Source organism: Pseudoalteromonas sp. BZB3 (assembly GCF_040104455.1).
Classification (GTDB): domain Bacteria; phylum Pseudomonadota; class Gammaproteobacteria; order Enterobacterales; family Alteromonadaceae; genus Pseudoalteromonas.
In genome coordinates this window covers 223,182-249,178 of record NZ_JBECOS010000011.1, presented here as the reverse complement: position 1 = coordinate 249,178, position 25,997 = coordinate 223,182, and the positions used below count along the sequence as shown (strand labels likewise).

Annotated in this window: 21 protein-coding genes; 2 read left to right on the top strand and 19 right to left on the bottom strand. The window is 38.3% G+C overall.

The genetic code is table 11. From position 1 onward, the window contains the following. Positions 1-204: 204 nt before the first annotated feature. The 14 genes from ABMY35_RS13400 to ABMY35_RS13335 form a co-directional block, all read right to left on the bottom strand. Positions 205-1,650, bottom strand: a complete 1,446-nt coding sequence (locus ABMY35_RS13400) for a sigma-54 dependent transcriptional regulator (protein WP_349286646.1) — start codon at positions 1,648-1,650, stop codon at positions 205-207. A gap of 28 nt (positions 1,651-1,678) precedes the next feature. Then, positions 1,679-3,169, bottom strand: coding sequence for a SpoIIE family protein phosphatase (locus ABMY35_RS13395; RefSeq protein ID WP_349286645.1), 1,491 nt, complete (start codon positions 3,167-3,169; stop codon positions 1,679-1,681). A 7-nt stretch (positions 3,170-3,176) separates the two neighbouring features. Next, the gene (locus ABMY35_RS13390) at positions 3,177-3,884 is read right to left on the bottom strand and encodes a cellulose synthase operon protein YhjQ/BcsQ (RefSeq protein ID WP_349286644.1); all 708 of its coding nucleotides are present in this window, start codon (positions 3,882-3,884) and stop codon (positions 3,177-3,179) included. Continuing rightward, a complete protein-coding gene (locus tag ABMY35_RS13385; protein ID WP_349286643.1) occupies positions 3,881-6,007 on the bottom strand; it encodes an SLBB domain-containing protein in 2,127 nt (708 codons plus the stop codon). Before ABMY35_RS13385 ends, ABMY35_RS13390 begins: the two co-directional genes overlap by 4 nt. Beyond that, positions 5,994-6,860 (bottom strand): OmpA family protein, encoded by an 867-nt coding sequence (locus tag ABMY35_RS13380; protein WP_349286642.1) that lies wholly within the window; start codon positions 6,858-6,860, stop codon positions 5,994-5,996. Before ABMY35_RS13380 ends, ABMY35_RS13385 begins: the two co-directional genes overlap by 14 nt. A gap of 26 nt (positions 6,861-6,886) precedes the next feature. After that, complete coding sequence (locus ABMY35_RS13375; protein ID WP_349286641.1) at positions 6,887-7,201, bottom strand: STAS domain-containing protein; 315 nt, start codon at positions 7,199-7,201, stop codon at positions 6,887-6,889. A gap of 254 nt (positions 7,202-7,455) precedes the next feature. Beyond that, complete coding sequence (locus ABMY35_RS13370; protein WP_349286640.1) at positions 7,456-9,261, bottom strand: sugar transferase; 1,806 nt, start codon at positions 9,259-9,261, stop codon at positions 7,456-7,458. Positions 9,262-9,270: 9 nt separating this feature from the next. Continuing rightward, complete coding sequence (locus ABMY35_RS13365; protein ID WP_349286639.1) at positions 9,271-10,347, bottom strand: glycosyltransferase; 1,077 nt, start codon at positions 10,345-10,347, stop codon at positions 9,271-9,273. After that, positions 10,340-11,833, bottom strand: a complete 1,494-nt coding sequence (locus ABMY35_RS13360) for a GNVR domain-containing protein (RefSeq protein ID WP_349286638.1) — start codon at positions 11,831-11,833, stop codon at positions 10,340-10,342. Before ABMY35_RS13360 ends, ABMY35_RS13365 begins: the two co-directional genes overlap by 8 nt. A 188-nt stretch (positions 11,834-12,021) precedes the next feature. Continuing rightward, positions 12,022-13,185: a glycosyltransferase family 1 protein gene (locus tag ABMY35_RS13355; RefSeq protein WP_349286637.1), complete on the bottom strand. Its 1,164-nt coding sequence runs from the start codon at positions 13,183-13,185 to the stop codon at positions 12,022-12,024. A gap of 9 nt (positions 13,186-13,194) precedes the next feature. After that, positions 13,195-13,893, bottom strand: coding sequence for an acyltransferase (locus tag ABMY35_RS13350; RefSeq protein WP_349286636.1), 699 nt, complete (start codon positions 13,891-13,893; stop codon positions 13,195-13,197). A 3-nt stretch (positions 13,894-13,896) separates the two neighbouring features. Then, positions 13,897-15,201, bottom strand: a complete 1,305-nt coding sequence (locus ABMY35_RS13345; protein WP_349286690.1) for an O-antigen ligase family protein — start codon at positions 15,199-15,201, stop codon at positions 13,897-13,899. A gap of 67 nt (positions 15,202-15,268) precedes the next feature. Next, positions 15,269-16,654, bottom strand: a complete 1,386-nt coding sequence (locus tag ABMY35_RS13340) for an oligosaccharide flippase family protein (protein WP_349286635.1) — start codon at positions 16,652-16,654, stop codon at positions 15,269-15,271. A gap of 2 nt (positions 16,655-16,656) precedes the next feature. Then, on the bottom strand, positions 16,657-17,808 hold the full coding sequence (locus tag ABMY35_RS13335) for a glycosyltransferase (protein WP_349286634.1): 1,152 nt from the start codon (positions 17,806-17,808) through the stop codon (positions 16,657-16,659). Between the two features lie 203 nt (positions 17,809-18,011). Here ABMY35_RS13335 and ABMY35_RS13330 point away from each other — a divergent pair, with 203 nt between their 5' ends. Together ABMY35_RS13330 and ABMY35_RS13325 are read left to right on the top strand one after the other, a co-directional pair. Next, the gene (locus ABMY35_RS13330; protein WP_349286633.1) at positions 18,012-18,953 is read left to right on the top strand and encodes a glycosyltransferase family A protein; all 942 of its coding nucleotides are present in this window, start codon (positions 18,012-18,014) and stop codon (positions 18,951-18,953) included. Between the two features lie 57 nt (positions 18,954-19,010). Continuing rightward, entirely contained in the window at positions 19,011-19,427 is a 417-nt protein-coding gene (locus tag ABMY35_RS13325) for a response regulator (protein ID WP_349286632.1), read from the top strand. A gap of 72 nt (positions 19,428-19,499) precedes the next feature. On the opposite strand, the gene ABMY35_RS13320 is transcribed toward ABMY35_RS13325, so the two are convergent. The 5 genes from ABMY35_RS13320 to ABMY35_RS13300 form a co-directional block, all read right to left on the bottom strand. Further along, positions 19,500-22,586, bottom strand: a complete 3,087-nt coding sequence (locus tag ABMY35_RS13320; RefSeq protein ID WP_349286631.1) for an efflux RND transporter permease subunit — start codon at positions 22,584-22,586, stop codon at positions 19,500-19,502. After that, positions 22,583-23,827 (bottom strand): efflux RND transporter periplasmic adaptor subunit, encoded by a 1,245-nt coding sequence (locus ABMY35_RS13315; RefSeq protein WP_349286630.1) that lies wholly within the window; start codon positions 23,825-23,827, stop codon positions 22,583-22,585. Before ABMY35_RS13315 ends, ABMY35_RS13320 begins: the two co-directional genes overlap by 4 nt. Next, positions 23,827-25,203, bottom strand: coding sequence for a TolC family protein (locus ABMY35_RS13310; protein ID WP_349286629.1), 1,377 nt, complete (start codon positions 25,201-25,203; stop codon positions 23,827-23,829). Before ABMY35_RS13310 ends, ABMY35_RS13315 begins: the two co-directional genes overlap by 1 nt. A gap of 197 nt (positions 25,204-25,400) precedes the next feature. Beyond that, the gene (locus ABMY35_RS13305; protein WP_349286628.1) at positions 25,401-25,781 is read right to left on the bottom strand and encodes an MAPEG family protein; all 381 of its coding nucleotides are present in this window, start codon (positions 25,779-25,781) and stop codon (positions 25,401-25,403) included. Then, positions 25,778-25,972 carry a DUF1289 domain-containing protein gene (locus ABMY35_RS13300; protein WP_349286627.1) on the bottom strand — a complete coding sequence of 65 codons (195 nt, stop codon included), beginning with the start codon at positions 25,970-25,972 and terminating at the stop codon, positions 25,778-25,780. The genes ABMY35_RS13305 and ABMY35_RS13300 overlap by 4 nt, the downstream gene beginning before the upstream one ends. Between the last annotated feature and the right edge of the window lie 25 nt (positions 25,973-25,997).

Here is a 25,997-nt window from a genome sequence, read left to right as displayed (position 1 = left end):
CAAAAACGTATTTAACTGCCACTTCCTTTTGTTTCCATTGTTAATGTTTATAGAATCTTTTGAATTCACCATGCCTAAAACTCATCCCATTATGTAATGAATATTATTATGATGAGATTTTAGGCTGGGTAAAAAAAGTACTGTTAATTTAGAACAAGTTTATTGCAGAAATTAGCTTAAACTCTGAATGTAATAGTTAAGGCGCTACTGCTCCCAAGTTTTCATCTTTCGATAAATAGTTGAAGGGCTAAGCTCTAACATGGCCGCTGCTTTGGGGATATTATTACCACAAATTTCAATTGCTTGTTCAATATACTCTTTTTCAACAATCCACATAGGTCTGATATCAAAATGGCTTTGCATTTTAGTCGTTAATTCATTTGGTGTTGTGACAGGTGACCCTTTTTGTACTTCATCAAATGATTGGTTAGGTGTTAATTGTGCATTAACTTGATTGGTAGGAGTAATTTGTTGGACGTTGCTATTAGTCATTGGGAAAGCAGGAAACATATGCGCGTCAATGACCTCACTATGATTCATGACTAAGGTGTTGCGGATCATGTTTTCTAGCTGACGTACGTTACCTGGCCAATCATAGTTAAGCAGTTTTTGTTTAGCGTTTTCAGTCAACTTTTCAAATAGTTTGCCTTCCTCTTTCGCAATACGTTCAAACATGGCTTGTGCTATTTGCACAACATCTTCTCCACGCTCTCTCAATGTTGGAAGCTGTATCGGAATAACATACAAACGGTAATATAAGTCTTCTCTAAAACGTCCCTCTTGCACTTCTAACCAAGGGTCTCGGTTAGTTGCACATACAAATCTAACATTTACTGACTGTAAGGTTTCACTGCCTACTTTTTGGAAAGTGCCGGTTTGTATAAAACGGAGTAACTTACTTTGCAGTCCAAGGTCCATTTCGCATAATTCATCTAGAAATAACGTACCGCCGTCCGCCTGACCAGCTGCACCTTCCCGGTTTGATGTCGCCCCCGTAAATGCACCTTTGACATGACCAAAAATTTCACTTTCTATTAAATCTTTAGGGATCGCTGCACAGTTTAATGCAACAAAAGGGGCTTGTTTTCGATCACTACACTCATGCACCGCTTTGGCGCATAACTCTTTACCCGTGCCACTTTCACCTGTAATAAAAACCGTAGCTTTGGAGTTCGCTGCATTAGAAATGATTTGATAAACACTTTGCATTGCAGAAGATTTGCCTATCAACTGGCAAAAACGACCGTTTTCAAACGTTGATTGATACTCTTCGACTTTTTTGCTGAGTGTTTTTAATTTTAAACCATTATTTACCGTGATCCTAAAACGCTCTGCATCAATCGGCTTTTCAAGAAAATCAATGGCTCCATGACGAATTGCTTCTACAGCCAGTTCTTTACTCGCATGGGCTGTGAGTACAATAACATCAGGGCGATTTTGCTCAGGCAATTGCGCTAAAATGTCCATACCGCTCATATCAGGCAGCATGATATCTAAAATAATTAAATCAGGTTGATTAGCATTTAAATAATCTAATGCAGCTTGCCCTGTGCCCGCTACAAAGATTTTTAATCCTGTAGGAATAAGATAAGACTGATACAGTAATGCAAGGGACTCTGTATCTTCTACAATTAAAATACTCGCTGGCATAGCAACCTCCTGATTGCAAAATCATTTCCTATACTTTATTAAGAACCAGTAACGTTGAATCGTCAATCTCTTTTGTTAAATCAGGTAGGCATTTTTGCCAAAGTTGTGTTTGAAATTCAGTGCTTTGAAAACTCATCTCTCTCAGTTTATTTTTAATAAACTGATCTGATGCACTAAATTTATCGCTATTCTCGTGAAGACCATCAGTAAAAGCAACAATGTAAGCTGATGCGGGTAAAATCAAAGATTTTGAGTTGTATTGATATGAAGGATTTAACCCTATGATAGGCTCGCTCGACTCTAATGACATTACAGAGTTGTTTTGTTTATCAATGAGTAAAAAACTAGGTTGACCGATATTGATGTATTCAAGCGTGTCCTCGACAAATTTTAACCCCAGCAAAGTGAAAATTTTATCTTTATTAATACAAATTCCGTTAATTACTGCGTCATTCAGATCATTCACCATACTCGATAAATCACCTGAGTTCTTTACTAAGCCAAAAATAAAGCCTTTTAATTCACTTGCAGTGTTTGCAGCAGCTTCACCATGACCCATAACATCGACCAAAAATACAAAGTGTGCACCTGCTTCTTTGTTGCTGTAATTTAGCACAAAATCACCACTTCTTTCGTGTGTTGCACTGCCAAACACAGACAAATATTTATGGGTATCTAACTCTATTAAATTATTATTGTATGCGTTTTTAACTTTTGATCTAAGTGTATCTTTTTTTCGCCTTAGAACACGTTCACAAATAAGTTGAATGTCTTCTTTGTTGAGCGGTTTAACTACATAATCGTCTATACCAACCAAAACTGTTTGTTTAATAGTATCAATCGCATCGTCAACAGACATAACGATAATCCCAAGGTTGGCTAAATGCTGGTAACGGTTTATCTGTTCAATGAACTTAGTAGCCAACATCTGATTTAAATTCAAATCTATTAGCAATAAATCAACTTCATGCTTTAAAATAAAAGAGTGTGCTTTATATTCACAATCGAATGCATACACGTCATAATCACCTTTTAGATAGCATTCGATTAATTTTAAAGTTGATAGTTCGTCCTCGATAATGACAACTTTGGTTTTATCTGAAGTGCTGGATAGTGTAATTCTGAAATGGTTTTGCTCTGACTCTTCATAGTATTGATATTGTGGGAAATAGTGATTGATCAGTGCCAAGCCCATACCGCCTTCTCTTAACTGCCCATCGTTAATCACTGCACTTCGATCGTTTTGTTCTTCTTGAGCAAACTCAGCAAAAAATTTAGTATTATCAATAACTTTTAGGGCAACGCCCCCTTTAATATTGTCTATTACTAGGGTCATTACACCATCCTCACCTTCTGAATGACGTATTAAATTCGATAAATACTCTGTTAATACAAGACCGGTATTATCGATATCTTCGTTAGATACCTTCATCTGCTTAAGATAATGATGCAATATTTCTCTAACAGACTGAATTGCAGGCCAGACTAAATTGAACCTTCTATAAAATAGTGTCGACATAGTCACCTCATACCGCTTCAAATAACCACTTTTGTTTCTTAATCGTGGTGATTAATTTTACTTTGAGCCAAGGAAAACGACTTAATCTATGCTCAACACTTTCAATTAAGCGCGGGCCTAACGGAGGTAGAGCAAACTGGCTCACGACGACTTCAATATGTTTGAAATTGGCTTTTTTAATTTTATCTACACTGACTTGAACTTGTTCTTCATTGTTAATGCCAAGTGCCACATTCAAAATCGCCATATCTGTTGCACTTGAAATAACATGAAGCGGAATATTTTGTCGATTATTTTGCATTAAAGGTGGCATATCAAAGATGATATAAGTGAACTCCTGCTCAAGCATTAAAATCGCTTGTTTTAAAATACCAAACTCTCTTACTTGTGCGTCTTCTTTCAACTCTTTAACCGTTAGAAAGTCAAATTGCTTTAAAGGTTTTGTGTAAAGCTGACAGCTTATATCATCAAAACTCCAACCTTGGTCGTCCATCTGCTCTTCTAACCAATCAAATGACATTGGGTTGTAAGAGTTTAAGTCAACTAATAACACTTTCTTGTCGATGGTTTGTAGTCTTCTTGCTAGGCAAACCGAAATTGAACTTGTTCCCTCTTCTCCCACTGGAGAAAAAACACATAAGCACTTAGCTTTTCTGTCTACAATACTTCTATAGACAGCTTCAACTTCTTGATATTCTGTAGGAATTAACTTCATAGACCCACCGCCAACGCAAGTATTGTTAAGAAATCTACAATTGAACTTTTCGCTCTTTGTCCAAAATCTTGTCCTTGATCAGGTATATATACGGTATCACCTGCACGTAAAACCGGAATGCGCATTGAATTAGGTTCACGTATAAACTCTTCAAGGTCGAAACGTCTTGCCTGCTCTTTACAGCAAGAGTGATTTATCACAACAATGTTTTCTATCAAAGCACTTCCTGTCGGTCCACCAGCTTCAGCTAATAAATCAAGTAAAGTCATAGAATCATCAAACGAATAACGCCCGGGAGTTTTTATCGCCCCCATCACGCGAACGACATTTTCTTTCTTTCTACTTAACCAATCTCTCGATTTTTCAGGAATATAAATTGTGTCTCCAGGGAGTACTTTCGGAAAGAGCGTTTCGTCTCCAGTCTCAAAATAAAGTGCTAGGTCAAGTTTACTCACTCTGGCTTCATAGCCATTTCGGTGCGTAATGCGTATATTTCTAATATCAGCATTACTGTTTGGCCCATCAGCTGCAGATAAAATATCAATGAAATGCAGTGACTCATCAAATGCATATCGGCCAGGGGCACCAACTTGTCCCATTACATAAATTGAAGTATCTGGATCTTGTCTTACCCATTGAGATTTATTGTCTTTAGGGTCGTGCGGTAATTCTTCAACGATAATTGTATCACCCGCTTGAATGCTAGGTAGCGGATAACTACCATCTGGACTGTTTACATAATCGTCCATACTAAAACGCTGTAAAACTTCACCGGCTCTAAAAATCTTAATATCGTTGACATTAGCCCCTTTAGTTGGACCACCAGCGTGAGCAAATAAATCCGTGAAATCCATTTCGTCACTCCATTCATAACGGCCAGGACTATTAACCGCCCCCATTACTTTTACTGCACGTTGAGGCGGAACTTTAAGCCAGCTTTTTTCATTGATATCTGTTTTTTCTGGAACAAATACCACATCACCTGGATTAATCGGTGGGATTGGAGAAGTCGCTACGCCATCGCTGTATGATTGCAAATCAAAATAAATGCTTTCACCAGTTGGCTTCAAAATTCGAATTTGTCGTGTTTCAGCAAAACGAGTAGGGCCACCTGCATTAGCTAGAATATCTAAAAAACCAATTTTATCGGTCGACTCATAGGCGCCTGGCTTTTGAACTTCGCCCATAATATAAACGGTTCTTGCTGTGGTATTCACATCTTCAACCATAATCGGCACATAAATTGTGGTACCACCTTCTATTCTGGGTAGTAAAGATTCTTCGCCCGAGTCTAAATACTGTTTCAAATCGAATATTTCAGGCTCGCCGTTACGTATAAGACGGATCTTTGTTACATCTGCATAGCGCGTTACCCCTTCTGCACGCATTAGTGCATCAATAATATTCATATCTTCTTTGTAAGAAAAACTGCCGGGGCTATGTAACTCACCAAACAGCGTCACGGCTTTTTCATTGCCTTCAGCATCTCCTGATGCAGATAGCGTCTGGGCGTCGAAATCAATTTGTACATTACCAAGCAGCGGTGAGACTGGTACAAAGACAATATCACCTGATCTAAGCGCTGGAAGTTTGTTTGGGTCACCACTATCAAGGTAAGCCTTGTAATCAAAACTAATACTTTCGTCACCACGTCGGATCTGAAGTTTATTTAGTTGAGCACCAGGTTTCAGTCCTCCTGCTTGTGATATAACCATCTGTATGTTGCCATCTTCAGGAATACTCACTTGAGACGGCTCATTGACATAACCTAAAACTGTAACGAGTAAGTCTCTTGCTCTTATCTCTACATAAAACTGCTCAAGACCTTTGTATACTCCGCTCAACTGCAATTTAATTTCATTTTCGACTCGTTGAATGGTTTTACCTGCCACTGTCACCTTGCCAATTTCAGGCACATTGATTTGGCCTTTTTTATCCACCTCAAATACATCAGCGAAATCTTCTTCGTTTGGCATATTTAAAAATAGTTTATTGCCGACTTCTATCATGGTTGCTTTACCTTCCGTTGAGGATGCTACTTCTGCAGAAGAAGGCAAAGAAATGCTCGAAGCGATGATTAAAAGCAAAAAAGGTATCAGGCTGTTTAGATTAATTTTTATCATCACTGCGCTCCTTAGTCAGCTCATCCGTCCACGATGTAAGTGGTTTTAGCTGAGTTTCTGCATCGATTTGTGATTCAGCATTGAGAATATAAGCATTTACACGTCTATCTGAATGGCGGCTTACCGCGTTGTTATCGCTTTCGCTGTAAGGGGAAAGACTCCCTTGCGTTACAGTTGTAATGGTTGCAGGATTAACACCATAAACACTTAACCAATGCTTTACTTTTTCTGCCCGCTTAAAGGCTAGCTCATAATTATCAGAGTCAATGCCCTTCTTATCTGTATGACCTACAAGAAGTAACTCAATTTCAGGAACTAGTTTCAATAGATCAGCGGCTTGGGTAAGCCTTTTCATGTATTTTGGTGTCACTTCGAAACTATCAAATGCAAATTGATTGTCACTGTTCAGTAGTGATTTGATTTGCTTTATTATTTTGAGTGAATCGCCTTTACTCGTGTCGTTTTTTGCCATAGCACACCCAGTCAGCTTCAAGACACGTTCAAAGTGGTTTTGTAATAAATTCAGTTGATGATAAAAAATTCTTAAGTCAGCCTGTGCATCTGAGTACATTTCAGCTGCAAGCATACGCTTTATTCGATTAGATAACATTTCAGCTTGATATACTTGTGCAGGCATACATCTATTGATACCACGTACTTTCAACCAATCTAATTTCATTTGAATATGTTCATATTCGTTTGCAATGTGCATCGGTGCTGATGCATACCAGGTTTCGCTATTTGTCTCATTGTCAGGATGATACTCTTCAGCCCAACCACCTTTGCCTTGTTCGGGCCAAGTACTACAGCCCGTAACTACTATCAGCATTAGTAAAATATACATCCATCTCATAGCAACTCTCCTGGTTTTAATTTTATCTACTCATCAATAAAATCAATGGTTAAGTCTACTCTTAGTAAGGTCATTAATTTTCTTGGTTGACCGTTTACTTTCAGCAATTGCATATTCACGCCACGTTGCTCAATCCGCTTGAATAAGAACACCATTGCACCAATACCTGATGAATCAATAAACTCTGTCTTATTGAAATTTAGTACAATGTTCTCCTTATGTGTATTCGCAAGTGAATCAAATTGTTCTCTATATCTGTCTACAGACATACCTGAAAAGTCATTTGGTAGCTCTACAATGATTTTGTCGTCGATTACTTCTGTTGGTAGTTGCTGATACATGATAGTTATCCTCTCGTTAGGTTTAACTTTAACTATCAAGTTGAATGCCATACTTTAAACCATTGAGATAAATGACCTTTTGAAGGCGGTGGATTTTAGTTTTCGCAAATTGCAATAGGTTAAACTGCAAAAAATTGCAAAATGCGAGTCACTTGGGAATTAAAAATTGGATATACGCGAAAGGCTTAACCGAAAGGAAAAAAGCCAAATTAGAACTTGGCTTGGATTTATATCAAAGCGACAATTTATATAGATTACTTCCCTTTCCCCATAAGCACGACTTGAATGGTTTTAACTAAAATGCTCATCTCTGTTCTGTACCAAGATGAAAAGCTAGACAATGACAACGCATAAGCATAATCCCAGGCTATTTTTCTTCTTACACCTTCAATATTTTCATCATAGCCGTTCATTACTTGCGCTAAACCCGAAATCCCCGGTTTTAATTGATAAGTACGGTGTGTGAAGTAAGGTACGTTTTCTTCTAAGTTTTTATAAAATGCTGGACGTTCAGGACGCGGACCGATTAAAGACATTTCACCTTTTAATACATTCCATAATTGTGGTAATTCATCTAAACGTGTTTTTCTTAAAAAACGACCCACACGTGTGATCCTAGGATCGTTATCAGAAGCCCATATAGCGCCACTGCGCGCTTCTGCATCAATATACATACTTCTCAACTTATAAACGTAAATTAAGCTTACGAAGGTGTCTGTTGACTTGCCAACTCTTAGTTGTTTGTAGATGATGCCCCCTTTTGAATCTAGCTTAATGGCAATGGCTACAAGCAACAGAATAGGTGCAGTTAATAGCAGACCAACTGAAGCGCCAATCACATCGATAATTCGCTTTGTAATTAAGATGCGTTTTTGGTCTGAGTTAATTTTAATAGGCACACGAGACCAACTTTGTTTATAGACACCTTTATGAAATTGTACGATTCCGTATAAACCAACTAGATAACTAAACAACATATAATTTACAGAATCGATTACAGGAATCTTAAAACTGAACAGTCCATGGATTTTAGCTAAACCAATTAAGTTAGTTATTAGTAACCCAGTTGCTGCAACCGAATATAAACCGCCTACTATTACAGCCTGATTGAATAAAGAAATATAAAGTACAGCGATACAAATTGGCATGACGCCTCTTAGTCCCTTACTAGACGTAAAAATAAGTTTTTGCCACAGGTTAAAAGACCCGAACTTCTTAACTAGTAAGCCAAGTTGTTGCCAGTTTCCTGCACAAATACGCACACGGCGTGAATAGTCTTTGTCTAACGCATCTTCTTCCATCTCAACCATGTTGATGTCTTCTGATATTGCAATCACGTGTTCTTTATCTACTGCTTGAACCGCTTGAATGAAGTCGTCATTAATGGTGCCTTCATCGAGAGGTTTGACTAAATGACTTTTAATGGCAAGCAAAGAGCCCGAGACACCATTCACAGCACCAAAAATACTTTCATCTAACCGTGTTTTATTTTGCAGTGCCCAGTAGCCGCTCTGTTCATTGTTAGCTTGGTCATACACTTGATATAAGCCTGATACTACTGCAACTTTCTTATCAGCCATCTTGCAAGCGACTTCTTGAAAAGCATTTATACTTAGCATAGCGCTCACATCTGAAAACAGCACCACATCATAATCACTGCTGTACAAGTTAATGAGATGATTAATTGCGTTTAACTTGCCTTTATTCTCATCAAACACATCGATGTGACAAAATATATTTTGTTCAGCCAGTCTATCGAGTGCTGGGGTTGCGCATGCGAGTGTGTCATCAGTACAACCATCAAGCACAAGATGAATGGCAATTTTTTCATTTGGGTAAATTTGACTGGCGATATTGATGAGTTTGTCATAAATATATACTTGCTCATTATGAGCTGCCATGAACACAGCAATTTTTGGCTGATACGCCTTAATACAATCGCTTTGCAAATTGCGACGCTGTTTGTATTTTGCAACAACATTGATTGCCAAAGGGTACACCCCATGGTGATAGATCACTAAGCCAATACAGATGATAAGAATGATATCCATGGTATTCATAACTTACTCCTAGCTTTTTATGCTTTGATATAAGTAGTCATAACGTTTTGTCATTTTTTTCGAACAACCAAGCTCTAAAGCATGTGCTCTGACCTTTGTGCCGTTTTGTAACGACAAACCTCTCTGTATAACATCTGGCAAACAATGGGCCATATTTACGTTTAGTAAAATACCACTTTGTTTGCTCACAATTTCTTTAACGCCACCGACATCAGAAGCAATAACTGGAATATTACAGGCCATCGCTTCAAGCAAGGTAAGTGGAAGCCCTTCTCGCTCTGAAAATAAACAAAACACATCAATGGCGGAATAAAACAGCGGCATAGCATCGACTTTACCGAGCCAATGAATTCTATCTTGTAGTGACTTTTCTATACCGTATTTGGTGTAAAACTCACGTTGACTGCCGTCTCCCGCAAAAACAAGGTGAACGTGATCTGGCAAAGATTTAAGGCTATCAATTAGGGCTATATGGCCTTTCCCCTTCTCGACTCTTGCAGCACAGCCAACCAGTTTAATACCACTTGGTAAACCTAAGCGACAACGAGCAAGATACTTGGAAAAAGGTCTGAATAGCTGAGTGTCTATGCCGTTGTGCACCACATAATCCGCTTTAATAGAGGTTTGATGTGTCAGTTCAGATGCTACTGCATTCGCGTCTGTCACTATGGTTACTTTAGTCAGGCTATGAACTAACCTAGTTAGTAAACGCTGTTTAAAGTTATTTAAATACCAAGCATCATGCATTGTATGAATGTGTTTAACATGTGGTCTGTACATTTTGACCATAGCGCCATAAAATAAAGGACCAACATGATGGCTGTGGATCGTATCAATGCCCCACTCGTCAATGAGTTTGATGAGCTTTTTTACTGTTAGGTAAGAAATACCAGGTTGTTTATCTAAACATTCAAAATGAGAAAGCTCTTTTAATGCTGGCCATGCTGATAAAGCTCGATTAGTTGAGCCCTCAAGGGCAACTAAAGCCATTTTATTTGAGAACTCACTTTGCTGACACAGTGTAAGAACCATCTTCTCTAAACCACCTATCTGTGGATGCTGAATTAGCTGTAGTACGTTATTCATAAGAACTCCTCGATGCTTCAATGATAATCTCTCGTTCAAACTCTTGATGAACTATCGGCATGACGGTCAGTACTGGTTGCTCTGTAAGATGGGCCACTGTCTTCATGTCTTTAATGCGTGTATCAAGTAGTGCATAGACAAATACAAGTGCTATGCCACAAAATAGCCCAAGGACAATACCAAGGACGACACTGATCCATAATGGGTTATTAATTGGTACGCTAGGGCTATAAGCACGTTCAATTGTCTTAACTTTATCAGGGCCTTCGTAGCGAACTAGCTGACCCGTGACCTTAGACATTTCATAACGCTCTAACATATCTTTATATAGATTTTGTTTTACTTCTAAATCACGTTGCAATTTGCGAAGCTTTTTATCTATGTCAGTGGTACTACTTAAACGCGCTGCAATTAGTCTAATTTGCTCGTCTAACATATCCAGTTCTTGTTGATGTTGAGCCAAGCTATTTTTGGCTTCTTCGAGCGTTAATAATTGGGAGACCAACAAGGCGTTATTTTGTTTTTCTCCATCTTGCGGCAAGGTATTGGCGATTTGCCAAAGCGAATCTAGGTCCGTTGAATCAATTGATTGATGTTTTTCGCTTATGGTTTGCTTATGCGCTTTTAGGTTTTCAAGCTCTTTTAATTTAGCCTGTAATTTGCTGTGCTTATCGGTATAACGTGTTCTTAAAAGTGCAATTTCAGCCTCAGTACGAAGAATCTTATCTTCAATATGACCTAGAATTGGGTTTGCTTTACTCATTTTCTTTGCAAGCGTATTAAACTTGGCCTGGGCCCCACTGAGTACCACGGTTTTCATTTGCTTTTGCTGTTCAAGGCGTGACATGGTTTCCTGGTTCACGCTCATCAGCTCTGGTAAAGCATCTCGGTTATCTGCTTTAAATTGTGCTAATTGATCTTCCGACTTTTCAAGTTCTGTTCTCATTAGCTCAAGTTGATCTAAAAAGAATTGCTCTGAGGTATCTAAAGACGATTTAGTTGGTGCTAGTAGTCGCTCGATAAACTTTTCAACCACAAGCTCGAGAATTGGTTTCATTTGGGCTTGGTTGTTCCATTTAAAGCTTATTTTTACAAGTTCATCACCAACGACTGAGATAGAAATTGCCTGGCCTAACTTCTGACGCATTTGCTCAACTTCTCTTATTGGCGCGCCCACAGGGACTAATTGCATTTCTTCAACAATTTCGGCTAAATTGTTTCTACTCAACACCAAAGTACGGAGTGCATCTATACGCTCTGATAGTTCGAATGAAAAAGACAATTCATCTAGGTAAGGATTTAATAGCGCCGATTCTTCAATTAGGATACTGGCATGATTGGTATATTGCTTTTCAGCCGTTGCACTTAAGCCAATGACAATGATTGGGACTATGATAAATGGCAGCAAAACTAACTGATAGCGTTCGTATACGGCGTATAACGCTAAATACAGTAGTCTTTTAATTTGAGCTTGTGCCAATATCATACAATTCATCCATTTTGCATTTTGCAAAGCAAAATTAAACCCACTTGCAAAATGTCACTTAAAAACAAAGATTTCATATCTTTGTTATGAACAGTCGCAAGAATAGAACCAACTTTAAAAATAGAAAGGAATTTAGGATTTGAAAGATGCTGGGTATTACATACCCACCCACTAATAACTAATGCTCGTTAATTCAGTGGGTTGGTATGAAAATTTTTACACTCTGATAGAACAAATTGGGCTTTATGATCCCAGCTATGGCGTTTAACTAAGTCACTAGAATGAGATTTCCAAGCGATTTGTGGAAAATGATTTATGGCAACGGCTATATCGAGGCGATTTAAAAAGCCTTCTGCAGAATTAGAAATTAAAACCGCGTCTTGAAATCGTCTTACTGCAGGAAAATCGGTTGCCACAATCGGCACTCCTGCAGCTAAATACTCTTTCAGCTTTAATGGATCGCATGACTGAATTTGACCATTATCTTTAAAAGGCAAAATTGAAGCTTGCCAGTGCTGTGAAAAACCAGCTAGTTTTTTGTGGTCAATTGCTTGATGATGTGTGACATTATTCAAGCAAAGTAGTTCTGAAATATCTACCTCAGCTTTTCCAACCAATACAAATTGGTATTCTGGCCTTTGTCTCGCACAGTACTCTAATAAATTTATATCTAACCAGCTTGAAATAGATCCATAAAAACCAATGACATTATTCTTACCTGATAACTCATCTGCTTTGGGTTTTGGCTGATTAAATAAGTTAAAATCGACACCATGCTCAAGTAGCTGTGTTTTATTTGCCGGCATCTTACGCATCAACTTATCACTGATCACAAAGATCCTATCAGCTTTTTCAATTAATGCTTTTTCAAACGCTTCAACCATTTGGTGATCAACGCCTGCAAGGGATGAAAAATCATCACCACAATAATAAATAAGCTTGTCTTGCGGTCTTAACTTTATTGCATTGTTGGCGGTGGCGACACTTAACCAATAAATTATTGGCTCTTCGTTTGATGTATCGATTAATTGATTTATTTTGAATGAGTTAAATGCTGAACACAGTGTATTATCATGCCATGGCAACACCAATGGGTTCTGCACTTTGGGAGAATGTGATGCATCTACTTGATTTGCTTTGTCATGTGCTTTGCTTGCATGAACAAACTTATCTTTTATCATCAAAGAAAGCTTTGTAACAATTCGATTAATGTCTTTTAAATTTATACTTGGCTTTCTCATACCAATTGAATTAAACCAAATGACATCATGCTCTTTTGCAATCCGCGTAAAAAGGTGCTGTGTGCTACTTGGGTGGCTTCCCCAATCTTCAGCGAAAACGACAAATCGCATAACGTTCTCCTACAAAGCTCTGATGACTTTAGCGGGATTGCCACCCGCTAGAGTGAATGGTGGTACATCCTTAGTGACAACAGAGTTAGCAGCAATAATGGCTCCCTCACCAATTGTCACACCAGCGATGATGGTTGAGCCTGTACCAACCCATGCACCTTTTTTTACTATGATGTCACCAACTTGATCGTCAGTGTCTGGTAAACCTTGTGCGCGTAGCTCACAATCAACGGGGTGGCCAGGAAAACCGGCTAGAAAAATTTTACCTGCAAAACGAACATCGTCTTCAATAATGACTTTGTTGCCAACCGAAATTGCATTTTGCCACCCTATATCGACATTGTTACCAATACGTAGCTCTGGGGTTTGTTTAGATACCGCACGTCCGCAAAATGTTGTAATTCCCGACATGCGTACATCGTCACCAATATAAATCTCAAGTGGTCCAAAGATTTGTGGCATACCGCAATACAATGAAAGCCTTTTTTTGGTACCACTTATCCGAGATTTAAACATGGGTGTAAAATAAAAGAATTGCGTTGCAGAATGCAAAAAGTTTTGCATAAAGCGATGGGCAGCATAAAGCCCTTTGTGAAATAGAGGGAGCACTGGAAACTCGATATGTCTAATACCAAATACAAGTTTACGGACTAATTTGCCAAGTTGAGAATTATCTGTTTTAACCCAATTTTTCAATGCAATGTACATAACCTACCTCTTGTCATCGTTTTCTTTCGTTAATAAACGTTCTAGTGCAATTGTTAACGAAAGTACTATGTATAAAGGCCAAGTGAAGGCTTGTGTTAAAAATGTACCTGACACCATAAAACCAAATAGTCCAGCTTGAAGGATGTGAACATTAACAAACAACGATTCTTTGTTTTTACTCTTACAGTACAAATTACTACGTCTTAAACTTTTAAATATAGATACAATAAGCATCGCAAAAAGTATAAGACCAACAAACCCCGTTTCACCTAAAACCTGAAACCATGTACTGTGTACTGCATGATTCTTGCCATCCCAATGTGGACTAAAGAAAAAATAATTAACGTAAAAGTTATTTATACCAACCCCTGTGAAAGGGTTTGCTAGTGCCATATTTATAGCTGCTTGCCAAGCGTAAATACGCCCCATGGCTGACTCATCTACCCCTTCTTCGGCTGCACCGCCGCTTTGTCTATCACCTATACCTGCGACAGCCAATAAGAACAAACCAGCCACAGCGCCAATACTACCTAGCAGAATTGGATTTTTAATTCTCTTTGAAATAAAGAAGCCCATGATGGTTAAAATACCCAGTAAGCCTCCACGGCTTTGCGTTGCGATTATTCCCCAGCACATAAGCAGAATGCCGAGAAATGCGAGGAACCTAAAAAAAGGTTTGTTATTTGAGTTAAAAACTTCGCCAGCGAAAAATGCCACTGGAAAAAGTAACACTAAAGATAGGTCGTTTGGATCACCGATCTGTGAACGATATTCTCGAGATATTGTCACCCGAGTGCCTTCAATAAGACCAATACCATTTAGTTTGTTGTAAATAGCGACACTGGCTAATAGTGCACCAGAGATCATTATGCCTATACGGGTATAGGTCATAAGCTTTGCGGTATTAATGAGCCAACTAATAACGAACACCATCAAGAATACTTTTGATAGCGTACCCGTGTACATCGACATCGCCTCTGCTCGGTTAGTTGCCATAAAAACACACACGGTGATCCAAAAAAAGAAAATGGTAAACATCGCATGGCAAGTATGCCAAAAGGGTTTGAGTTTCAAGCTAATGAATAAGTGCCAAACAATGCCAAGCATGGCAGCCAGAGCCAACATTTTTGGTATTTTGAAGTTATATAAAACAGGAAATGCTTCGTGGAGTCTGAAATAGCTAAATAAGATAAACAGTATGACAAAGGCTGTACTTGCTTTTATTGTGCTATAAAGTGCAAAGGGTAACAGCAGCAAGACAAAAACTGATATTACCCCAAACGTGGTGTACAAAACATACGTCAACATACACAAAATGGCGGCAGCAGACCAATATTGTAATTTTTGATTCTTACTTTGGTTTATGTCCATATTGCTAGCCTCTTAGAAGATGCATTACTTGTTTACGTTGAATAAAGCCAACACTTAAAACAATCAGACAGCCGCTTGCAAAAAGTATCAATGCATACAACTGATAGTGGGAAACTAGCAATGTCTGCGCCACTAACAGGCTTATCATGAGAATCAAATATTTGTATTTATAAGGTAAGGTCACCAATAGTTGGCTTCTAATTAAGAACATCAAACTACGGATCGTATGAACTGCTGTTAGTACATAGAGCATCATGTTTAGATCATAATATTTTAAACTCAAGTAGCAGCCAAAAATGGCAAGCAAAGCACAAAGCCCATTTATGATGGGTGCTGCTTGCGCATTGTTTTTGTAATAACAACCTAGATTCAGTAGTTCAGATATGGTTTTTATGAAGAAAACGACGCATAGCCAAGGTAGTATTTGTTTAGATTCTGCATATTCATTAGGAAGCAGAAAATCAATCATAAATGGTCCCAGTGTCATCATGGTGATGACTATGAGCAGCGCATACGCTAAACCATAGAGTGGGATATCTGCTGCTTTTTGCTCATTACTTTGAAACGTATTGAATCGTTGTGGAAACCACCATAATCTGAATGGTTCGAATGCTATAGAAGTTACAAGCGCGAATTGTGTTGCAACAAAATACATAGCGAGTGTTTCTTTGCCCTGAAACGACACTAAAAACCAGTTTTCCGCGCCATTTAAACCATAAGCAAATAGAGAAGATAAGGTAATAGAAAGAATATAAAGGCCATGTTCATTCGTTATGTTTGTTCCACTATCTTCGTTTGCAATTATAAAGGCTCTATAATGCCAAGCCAGAATTAAAAGAATAAACCATACAGCCATAGCGCCCGAAAGCATCACGCCAACAACACCATACCCAGCTTCGAGCAGTAACAAAGTTAATAAGGCTTGTAGTCCCCCTTGTGATACAGAGGTCAACATAAATGCTTTTGCTTTGCCATGGATCCTAAGTATAGCGAGCGGTAAAGACAAAACTACACTGCCCCCTAGGTTTATGAATAGCAGTCTTAATGCCTCTATCGACACTTCAGTTGGAAGTAGCGTTATTAAAGTATCTACAAAGAAAATTGCAAATATAAAGCACAAACAAGCGCTACAAAGTGCAACCTTTAAGTATGATTTGTAAAATCCAAAGCGCTGTGAATTGTTTTTAAATTGATTGAATCTATACAGCAATTCACTTAGACCAAGAGACAAAACAATACTCAACATACTGGCAATACTGACTAGGAAGTTCAGCATACCGTAATCAGATACACTGAGATAGCGCGTCATGATCGGCATCATAACCAGACTAATGCCTTTTAAGCTTAAAATCGCTAATGCGTAGTAGACTATGTTTGTCGCCTTACTCATGATTAAGCCTGCTGTATCCAATCAGAAAGTTGCTTGGCTTGTTTAAATGCATCAAATCTTTCAAGTACACGCGCTCTAGCTGCAAGACGCATTTTAGATCTTTGTTCTTTACTTAAATGTACATATTGATTAATTGCGCGTGTTAAAGCTTGTGTGTTACGACTTTCTACAAGATAACCAACTGAGTCATCGACTATCTCAGCACACCCCATCACATCACAGGTGATCACAGGCAATGACATTGCCATCGCTTCTTTTAGAACGACTGGCCCCGTATCTTTGTCGCCGTTTTCAGCAATACAAAATGGCGCTAGAAATCCATCATAGTGTTTCGCCATATTTCTTATATCTTGTGGTTTTTTTGCACCTACGAAGTCAATATAGTCGTTGACTCCCATTTCATCGACTTGATACTCTAAAGCACTCCTAAGGGGCCCATCTCCAATAATATCTAGCTTCGGTCTAATCTCAACAGGTAGATTAGCTAGTGCACTAATCGCATAACTAAGCCCTTTTTTTTCAACTAAACGCCCAAAAAAAAGTAGTTTAATTTCTTTATTAGCTTGTAGTGTGTCGGGTTGGAATATTTCAGTATCTACACCACAGTGCAACAACTTTGCTTTGGTAGGAGAAAATCGATGTAACAATTTAAGCATGTCTTCGCATACTGCGACGCAAAAGTCGCATTCATGTACTTTTGCTTGTAAATCCGCGCTGTTTACATAGATATCATGACCATGACCAATTGATGACACACTAATATTGGCAAGTTTTGCTGCAACAACCCCATATGCCAGACTGTTATGCATAAAATGACAATGCATATGCTCAATTTTATTTACTTTTATTATTTCAGCTGCTTTCGTCGCAAAGAATAAAAGAGAGGTAGTACTAATTGCACTTTGCCTGACTGATGCCTTGATGCCTTTAACTATTAAAGCAAAAGGCAGTTCAGTGAGGCTAAACACTGTGTCTATTAGCTGCGTTTTCTTTAAAACATGGACATCACAAGGCAACTCAATGTCGTTTTCACATTGTTCAAAAGTAATAACAGATACTTTATGACCTGCTTTTTGTAATGCTTTTATCTCTGTAATTACGAATGTTTCAGATGGTACGGGAAAGCTTGGGACCATAATTGCGATATGTTTCATTTTTAAACTCCACCATAAGATACGGTTTGGCATCGCAATCTCTGTGCCGCTTAAAAAGTATCTCTAATTGCAAATAACCATCTTAATTTTGCAAATTATTTGCATTTTGCAACGCAATCTCACAAATCTTACTGTAAATCGGCACTTTAAAGGCTGGAACAAAGCTTGCCGTATCTAAGCAAACATGAATTGGAGATACGATTATGCAACCTGATGTCAGTGTGATAATTCCTAATTACAATTGCTTAGAGTTTTTACCTAAAGCCATTGATTCTATAATGATGCAAAAAGGTGTTAATTGCGAAATCATTATTGTCGATGATGGTTCAACAGATGGTTCTGTAGACTGGTTATTGAAGCAACAGGTAAGAAACCCTCAGCTCCGTTTAATCACACAAGCAAATCAAGGCGTAATCGCTGCAAGAAATCGCGCGATTAGAGCAGCAAATGCATCATATATCGCTTTTTTAGATGCTGATGACTTTTGGTATAGAGATAAATTAGAGAAACAAATTAATTATTTTAAAGCCAACCCGAATTGTGGATTATCTTTTACAAACTATGACCATCTCACCATGGATTATGAATACATCATAGATTGTTATGGTTATTGGCCGGAGTTTTCTAAACATAGAAATAAGAGCCAAGGTGAATATGTTAATTTAGATAATGCAGTCAACTTTCTACTCACAACTAATGTCATCGGTACGTCGTGCGTTGTAGTTAGAAAATCAACTATTTTACAAGCTGGTGGTTTTGATCCAAGCCTCAGAAGTGCCAGCGATTGGGATTGCTGGTTAAGAATTGCACTCATCAGCGACATTGCATATACCGCTGACAACACCATGGGCTATTTAATGAGACCGAATTCAATAACATCAAATAGGCAAAAACGTTTAGATGCCATTGAAGACATCATCAACCGAATAGGTCAACACGAAACAGTCTCTAAAAAAACCAAAGAGCACGCTCATGCTTGGCTATTAGAGTCATATGGGGAAATGTATCGTGAAAATCAAAACTACTTAAATTCAATGAAGTTTTCGCTTAAAGCATGGCGTCTATACCCTCACATGAGACATATAAAACAATGTGCCCATGATTTAAAAGCGTTATTTAAGCATAGTCTAAGTTTGTCTGTTTAGGTTTTTTATTCTAGCATTTATGAAGATACTCAGGTATCTGAACACTAAGGAGTTATTATGGCGCACATATTACTAGTAGATGATGAGCCTGAAGTACTAAACGCCATTAGTCGAGTACTAAGAAAAGATTATAAAATCAGTAAGGCAAATGGTTCACATGAAGCACTCAAGCTCATAGCTGATAATGAATTCGATATTATTTTGTCAGATATCAGAATGCCTAATATGGACGGCATTGAGTTACTGACTCAAATAAAGCGAACAAACCCAGAAATTGCCAGAGTTTTACTATCTGGTTATTCTGATATGGATGCATGTCAAAAAGCCATAGAAGATGAAGTGGCAAGTATCATTTTGACTAAACCTTGGGATAACTTTGAGTTAAAAAACATCCTAAGGATCACGCTTAAAGCTCAACAACTTGAAATTGAAAATAATCAGTTAAAAGCCCAGCTCAGAGCCCAAATTGCTTAATATTCATAAGCCCCTATAAAAGGGGCTTATTACTTTCGCTTTCAATTTTATCTAGATTTAAATAGTAGCCGTTTATTTGCTATTGTTGCCCATAACCCTTTCAACAAGCATGTAATTCACTGGTACTAACACCAAAGTGATCAAAGTGGCAAATACAATCCCGAAGCCTAGTGAAACTGCCATAGGGATCAAAAACTGTGCTTGAGTTTGTTGCTCAAATAACAAAGGCATTAAACCGAAAAATGTTGTGATACTGGTTAACATTACAGGTCTAAAACGCGCAACGCCTGCATGTAAAACCGCAGTGGCGACGTGTTTCCCCTGCAGCTTTTGCTTGTTGATATAATCCACAAGCACCAATGAGTCATTTACTACCACACCGATAAGCGCCAACATACCCAATAAGCTCATAATGGTTAAATCCATGCCCATGATCCAATGACCTATCACCGCGCCTATCATGCCAAATGGGATAACGCTCATTACAATGAGTGGCTGTATGTAAGATTTAAAAGGAATAGCTAATAGCGCATAGATAATGAAGAACACAAATATTAACGCCCAACCAAGTGAACCAAAAGATTCTCTTTGCTCTTTCGCTTCACCTTCTAATGAGTGATTAAGACCTGGGTATTGCGCTACCAGATTATCTAAATAGACCTTTAATTCTTGCTGTAACACCGTCATATTGGTGTTATTCTTTTCGACATCTGCCACAACATTCACTGTACGGTATCTATCAATACGGTAAATTGTTGAAGGGCTTTGACCTGGTATAAGCTCTGCGACATGATTTAGTGGTACAACACCACCATTAGGCACTTTTATCAGTAACTCATTTAACGTTGTCAGCTTGCTTCTTTCTTCAAGCGGCAAGCGCACCATGACTCTAACATCATCCCTACCACGCTGAATGCGCTGCACTTGCGCACCAAAAAAAGCACTTCTAATTTGCCTTGAGATTTCGGTGCGTGTTAAGCCTAAAGCTTCACCTTGCTCCGTTAATTCAACTCTTAATTCATCTTTACCATCACTGAGACTATCTGAAATATCGAATATGGTTGGGTAAGTTGCTAGATGTGTTTTGATCTTTTCAGCAGCTTCTTTTAACTGAGTTAAAGACGTACCTGTTAATTGCACATCAATCGGATCGCTAGAACGGCCGATTTCTGCTCTGAAGGTGAAAGATTCAGCTCCCGGCATCAGACCAATCAGTTGACGCCACTCTCTAACAAGCTGACGTGAATCTATATCTAGATTTCTAGACTCAGGTGGCGTAATTTCAAAGCGCACACCACCAACATTACTTGCGCCGCCTCTACCACCTGTTGTCGCTAGTATATGGATGACGATACTTTCACCTGTTTCTGGATCTATATATTTTTCTTTTAGAACTTGCGCTTTATCAGCCATTAAATCGATGTATTTTGCCGTCACATCAAATGGGGTACCAGCAGGCATGGTTAAATTTGCTCTGACTGTCTCGCTAGGAATACGAGGAAAGAATATGAACTTAGTCCAACCAGTCATAATGAGCGTAAGTATCACGAAAAACACACCAATAAAACCTGCCAGTGTCGCTAACTTGTATTTCAATGCTTTTTTGAGCACAGGCTGGTAGTACTTTAAAATAAACAGCTCAAAACCATCGGCAAACCTTTGCTGAAATAAGCTGAACTTACTGACGCTTTGTTTCTCATTTCTTAGTTTTAAATATTTAAGGTGCGCAGGTAAGACGAACTTGGACTCAACAAGTGACATTAATAAAACAGGGATAACAACCACGGGGATTTGAGCAAATAACGCTCCTCTATTTCCCTCTATGAAGGCCAAAGGTAAAAAAGCTGCAACGGTAGTCAGCACACCAAATGTAACTGGTGTAGCCACTTCTTGTGTACCACGAATTGCTGCCATTTCTCCGCTTTCTGAGGTTTTCAGATGGGTGTAGACATTTTCACCTGTCACAATGGCATCATCAACAACAATCCCGAGTACAAGGATAAAACCAAATAAACTCATTATATTAAGGCTAATGCCAAATATCGGCATAGCGATAAACGCGCCCATAAATGAAATCGGAATGCCTATAAATACCCAAAATGCAATTGAAGGTCGCAAAAATAATGTAAGAATCGCGAGGACTAAGATCCCCCCTTGAATGGCATTAGACGTTAAGGTTGCAATTCGATTTTTGACTATCACAGAATCATCATCCCAATAACTCATTTCGAAGCCTACCGGAAGATTTGCCTGAGCATCGCTAATGTAGTTTTTGACTTTATCAGAGACATCAATGGCACTTTGATCGCCAATACGGTAAACCTCGATAAATGCGGCTTGTTTACCATCGAAACGTGTTCTAACCGGTGTCTCTTCAAAGCCATCAAGAATGATTGCAATGTCTTTTAAACGAATTATGGAACCATCACTGTTGGTTTTGATTGCGATGTTTTCAAATTCGTTTTTTCTATAAGCTTGTCCTTTAGAGCGAAGTAATATGTCACCACCTGATGATTTAAGATTACCTGCCGAAATATCCGTACTTGAACTGGCAATAAAATTAGAGATCTGCGCGATAGTTAAGTTGTACTGTCTAAGTTTATCTTGACTGATTTCGATGGCAATTTCGTAATTACGCACCCCATCTAACTCGACTTGTGTCACACCAGGTATACGTAATATGTCATCTCTCACTTGCTCAGCAAATTCTCTGGTTTCAAGCTCACTATAATCAGATGAAATCGTGACATTTATTACATCTCTTCTTCGCTGGGCAAGTGATACAATCGGTTTTTCTGCATCAGCAGGAAAGGTATTAATTGCATCTACACGGCTTTTTATGTCTGCCAACATTTCTCGTGGGTCATAGCCAGAATCGACTTCAACGGTCACACTCGCTGAATTCTCAGAGGAGCGAGACGTTATACGTTTGATCCCTTCTAAATCTTGAACCGACTCTTCAATGCGAATGGCAATGCCCTGCTCGACATCTTCAGGGGATGCACCACGTAAGCTCATTGAAATGCTGATGCGATCTGTTTCAAATGATGGAAAGATCTCTAATGGAATTTTATTTGATAGTGAAAACAAACCTGCAAATAAAATTGCAATCATTAATAGGTTTGCCGCCACATGATTTCGCGTAAACCAAGCTATCATGTGTTTTCTCCATTATCAGCATCACTCTCCTTCTTTCTTCTTTCTCGTTTTCTTTCCCCCTTAGTCTGACCCTTATTTTCTCCGATTAGAGTAACAGGTGTGCCTGAGCTAATCTGACCAAGCGGGGTTGTGATCAAGGTATCTCCAAGTTTAAGACCATTTTGCACTAAAGTGACAGATTCGTTTTGCCAGTCGTAGTCAATATTAACGCGTTTTAATAAATTGCCTTTTTGCAGCACATAAACATAAGTACCTTGATAAATGGCTTCGTTAGGTATTAAAACCGCATTGTTAATCGTTTTACCTTTAATCGTCGCATTGACGTACTGGCCGATTTTGATGGCATTTTTGGTTGAATCGAATGGCGATAAGATTTGAGCCACAACATAGAGCTGCTGAGAATTATTATCTATGGCGCTTTCTGTTCTTACTAACTTACCTCGCCACTTTTGCTGACCAATTAAGTTAGAAGTAAATAGCACTTCTGTGGCTACAGCATTACTTTGCCCAAATCGATTTTGCTCAGGTAAATCTATATAAGCGAGATCACGGTTATTGATTGGTAGGCGCACTTCAACGTAATCTGTCGCATAGATATCAGCAAGTTGAGTATTACCATTGACGACCTGACCAACGTCGACTTTCTTAGCCAAAATTCGACCTGCATAAGGTGCAATGATTTTTGTACGTTCGAGTGAGAGTTTTGCTTTCTCTAATTTTGCTCTGGCCGATAAAACATTAGCTTGCTGAGCGGCTAGTTGAGGTTTTCTTAAAACTAGATCGTTTGCTTCTGATCCATCACCGAGTCTTTTCCAATCAGCTAGGGCTTGTTTACTTCTGGCCTGCTCTTCTAGTAAAGATTGTTCTGCATTGAGTAATGCGGCTTTGGCGATATCGACTTCAGCTTGGTAATCCCTTTCATCAATTTTTACTAGCATCTCACCTTTTTCGAAAAAACCGCCATCACGGAAACTGTCACTGATATAACTGACTTGCCCAGAGGCTTGAGAAACAAGCACACTTTGAGTACGTGGTTTCACAACACCAAAACTGGCAATAGATACTTGAAAGTCTTGGCTTACAATTTTTTTTCCTTCAACAAGAATTTTTGCACTTGCTTGAGGACGGCCTCTTTCATTACTTGGTTTATTATTAACGATAAACAGTATGATCATGGCACTAATAACAACCACCATTATCGGTAGTACAGCCTTTTTTAAATTGGTTTTACGATCATTCATTATTGTACTTCCTGAGAATCGATTAGGTATTTACCACCAATTGCTTGGTAAAGAGAAAAACGATTTTGTAATAATTGGTTATTAAGAGAAATGAAATTACTTTGCGCATCAAAACTACGTTTCTGCGCATCTAATACTGTTGTATAACTGACGAGCCCTTTTTGGTATTGCTCAAAAGATAATATTGCGGCAAGTTTGGCGTTTTCAGATGAGTGTTTTACTTTCTCAAGTCTGGCAATAAGCGCTTGCTCGTTAGCCAAACTGTTTTCAATGTCTTTAAAGGTCGAATTAACATCCTCTAAATAACTCAGCTCAAGGCTCTTTAAGGTTAGCCTTTGTTTTTCTTCATTGGCCTCAAGTTTACCTGCATTAAATATTGGCGCTGTAATACCAGCTAAGAAATTCCAACCGATTTGATCGAACCGGATTGCATCAGACAATTTTTCTTCCGTAGAATCTATACTCAAAGACAAATTGAAACTTGGGAAGCGCTGTTTGTGCGCATAAGCCAATGCTGCATCTTGGGCTAATAATTTGAACCAAGCAGATTGAATGGCCGGCTTTTGTTTTATCACCTCACTTGGCAGACCAAGCGAATTAAGCGAGCTCAATTCTGGAAAAACAGTGTCAGTAATTACATTTGCATCCGGATACTCAGCCAATAAAGTTTTGAGGTCACGTTGCAAACCCTTATTACTGTTTAGCAATTCAATTAATTTAGCTTGCTCGTTATTTAATTCCGTTCTTGCCAAATACACGTCAAGTGCACTGTTTAAGCCTTGTCTGTAACCCTTCTCTATAATATCAACGCTTTGTTTTGTGAGTTCTGCTCGTTCTTTTTGTAATTTTATTTGTTGTTCTGACTCAACCAAAGAGAACCAAGATTTAGATACGTTTGTGACTAAATTGATTAGCTGTTGTTCATAGCTAGCAAGTGCTGATAGATAATTAAGATTCGCCTGACGACTATTGGCACTGAGCTTTCCCCAAACATCAAGTTCATACTTCAAATCAAAGCCAATACCATAACTTGATGATGCACTATCTTGGCTTGCTTGTTTCCTTTTGTTGTAATCGAAATTAGATGAAAGACTTGGTAAAAAGTCTGCATCTGCAATAATGAGTTGTTGCTTTGCAATGTCTAATTCTAATCGGGCTTTACGAATTGAACGATTATTGGAAGTTGATTGCACTATCAACGTGTGTAAGTGCATATCTTTATTTATTTCTTGCCAGCTGTCAGAGACTTTCCCACCAGACTCATATACCAACCAATTATTCGGCACGTTGTCTTGAGGTAATTTATTTGATTCGAATGTCGAATTACATCCAGTTAAAGCTGCACATACTATCAACACAAGGCATTTCTTTTGCATCGTTGAACCTATTAATTCATGTCCATTATCAGTTTATAGATGAGAAAAATTGTCAACAATCATCTTTACAAAGACTTACATTGAACTCATTAACGCTGAATACGTAATAAACGACAAGATAGTTTTGATGCTTTTATCATAGAAATAGTAGAGTAAATTTTGAGAAAAGAGTAAGAAAAGCGCGACGCGCTTTTCTGTTAAAAAATTGAAAGGTAAATAATTGAAACTATCGAGACCAGCATAGTTGAGAATGTGAGTAACATACCGGATACACGAAACTTTAAATTTTCTTTGGTTTGAGAAACACCGTAATCATGGAGTACTCGTCCAATTAACAATGCTGCACCGAGACCATGGATAAGAGTAAAGTGCCCTTTTAGTAATTCTACTGACAAAATCAATATCAAAGTGATTGGCACGTATTCAGAGAAATTAGCATGCACACGCATGGCTCTTAGCAATTCTGGGTTATCACCTGTACCAACACCGATTTGTAATCTTTTTCTAACTTTGATCGTTTTAAAACTTAAGAGTAAAAATAATATCGCCAATAAGGCAACGTAAATTGGGGTGATCACCTTGATTCCTTTTTTTGTTTTTTTCTTTCAATGCAAGTATTCATAATTACTTGTTTTTCGTAATCTGACAATGAGTTCCACTTTAAAATTTCATCTAAGGTTCTAAAGCAACCAACACAGACATCATTCTCATCCAAGCAGCATTGCCGGATACAAGGTGATTCTATATTTGAAGGTGTTTCACTATTCATGTTTAAAAGCCTATAAAAAAAGGCC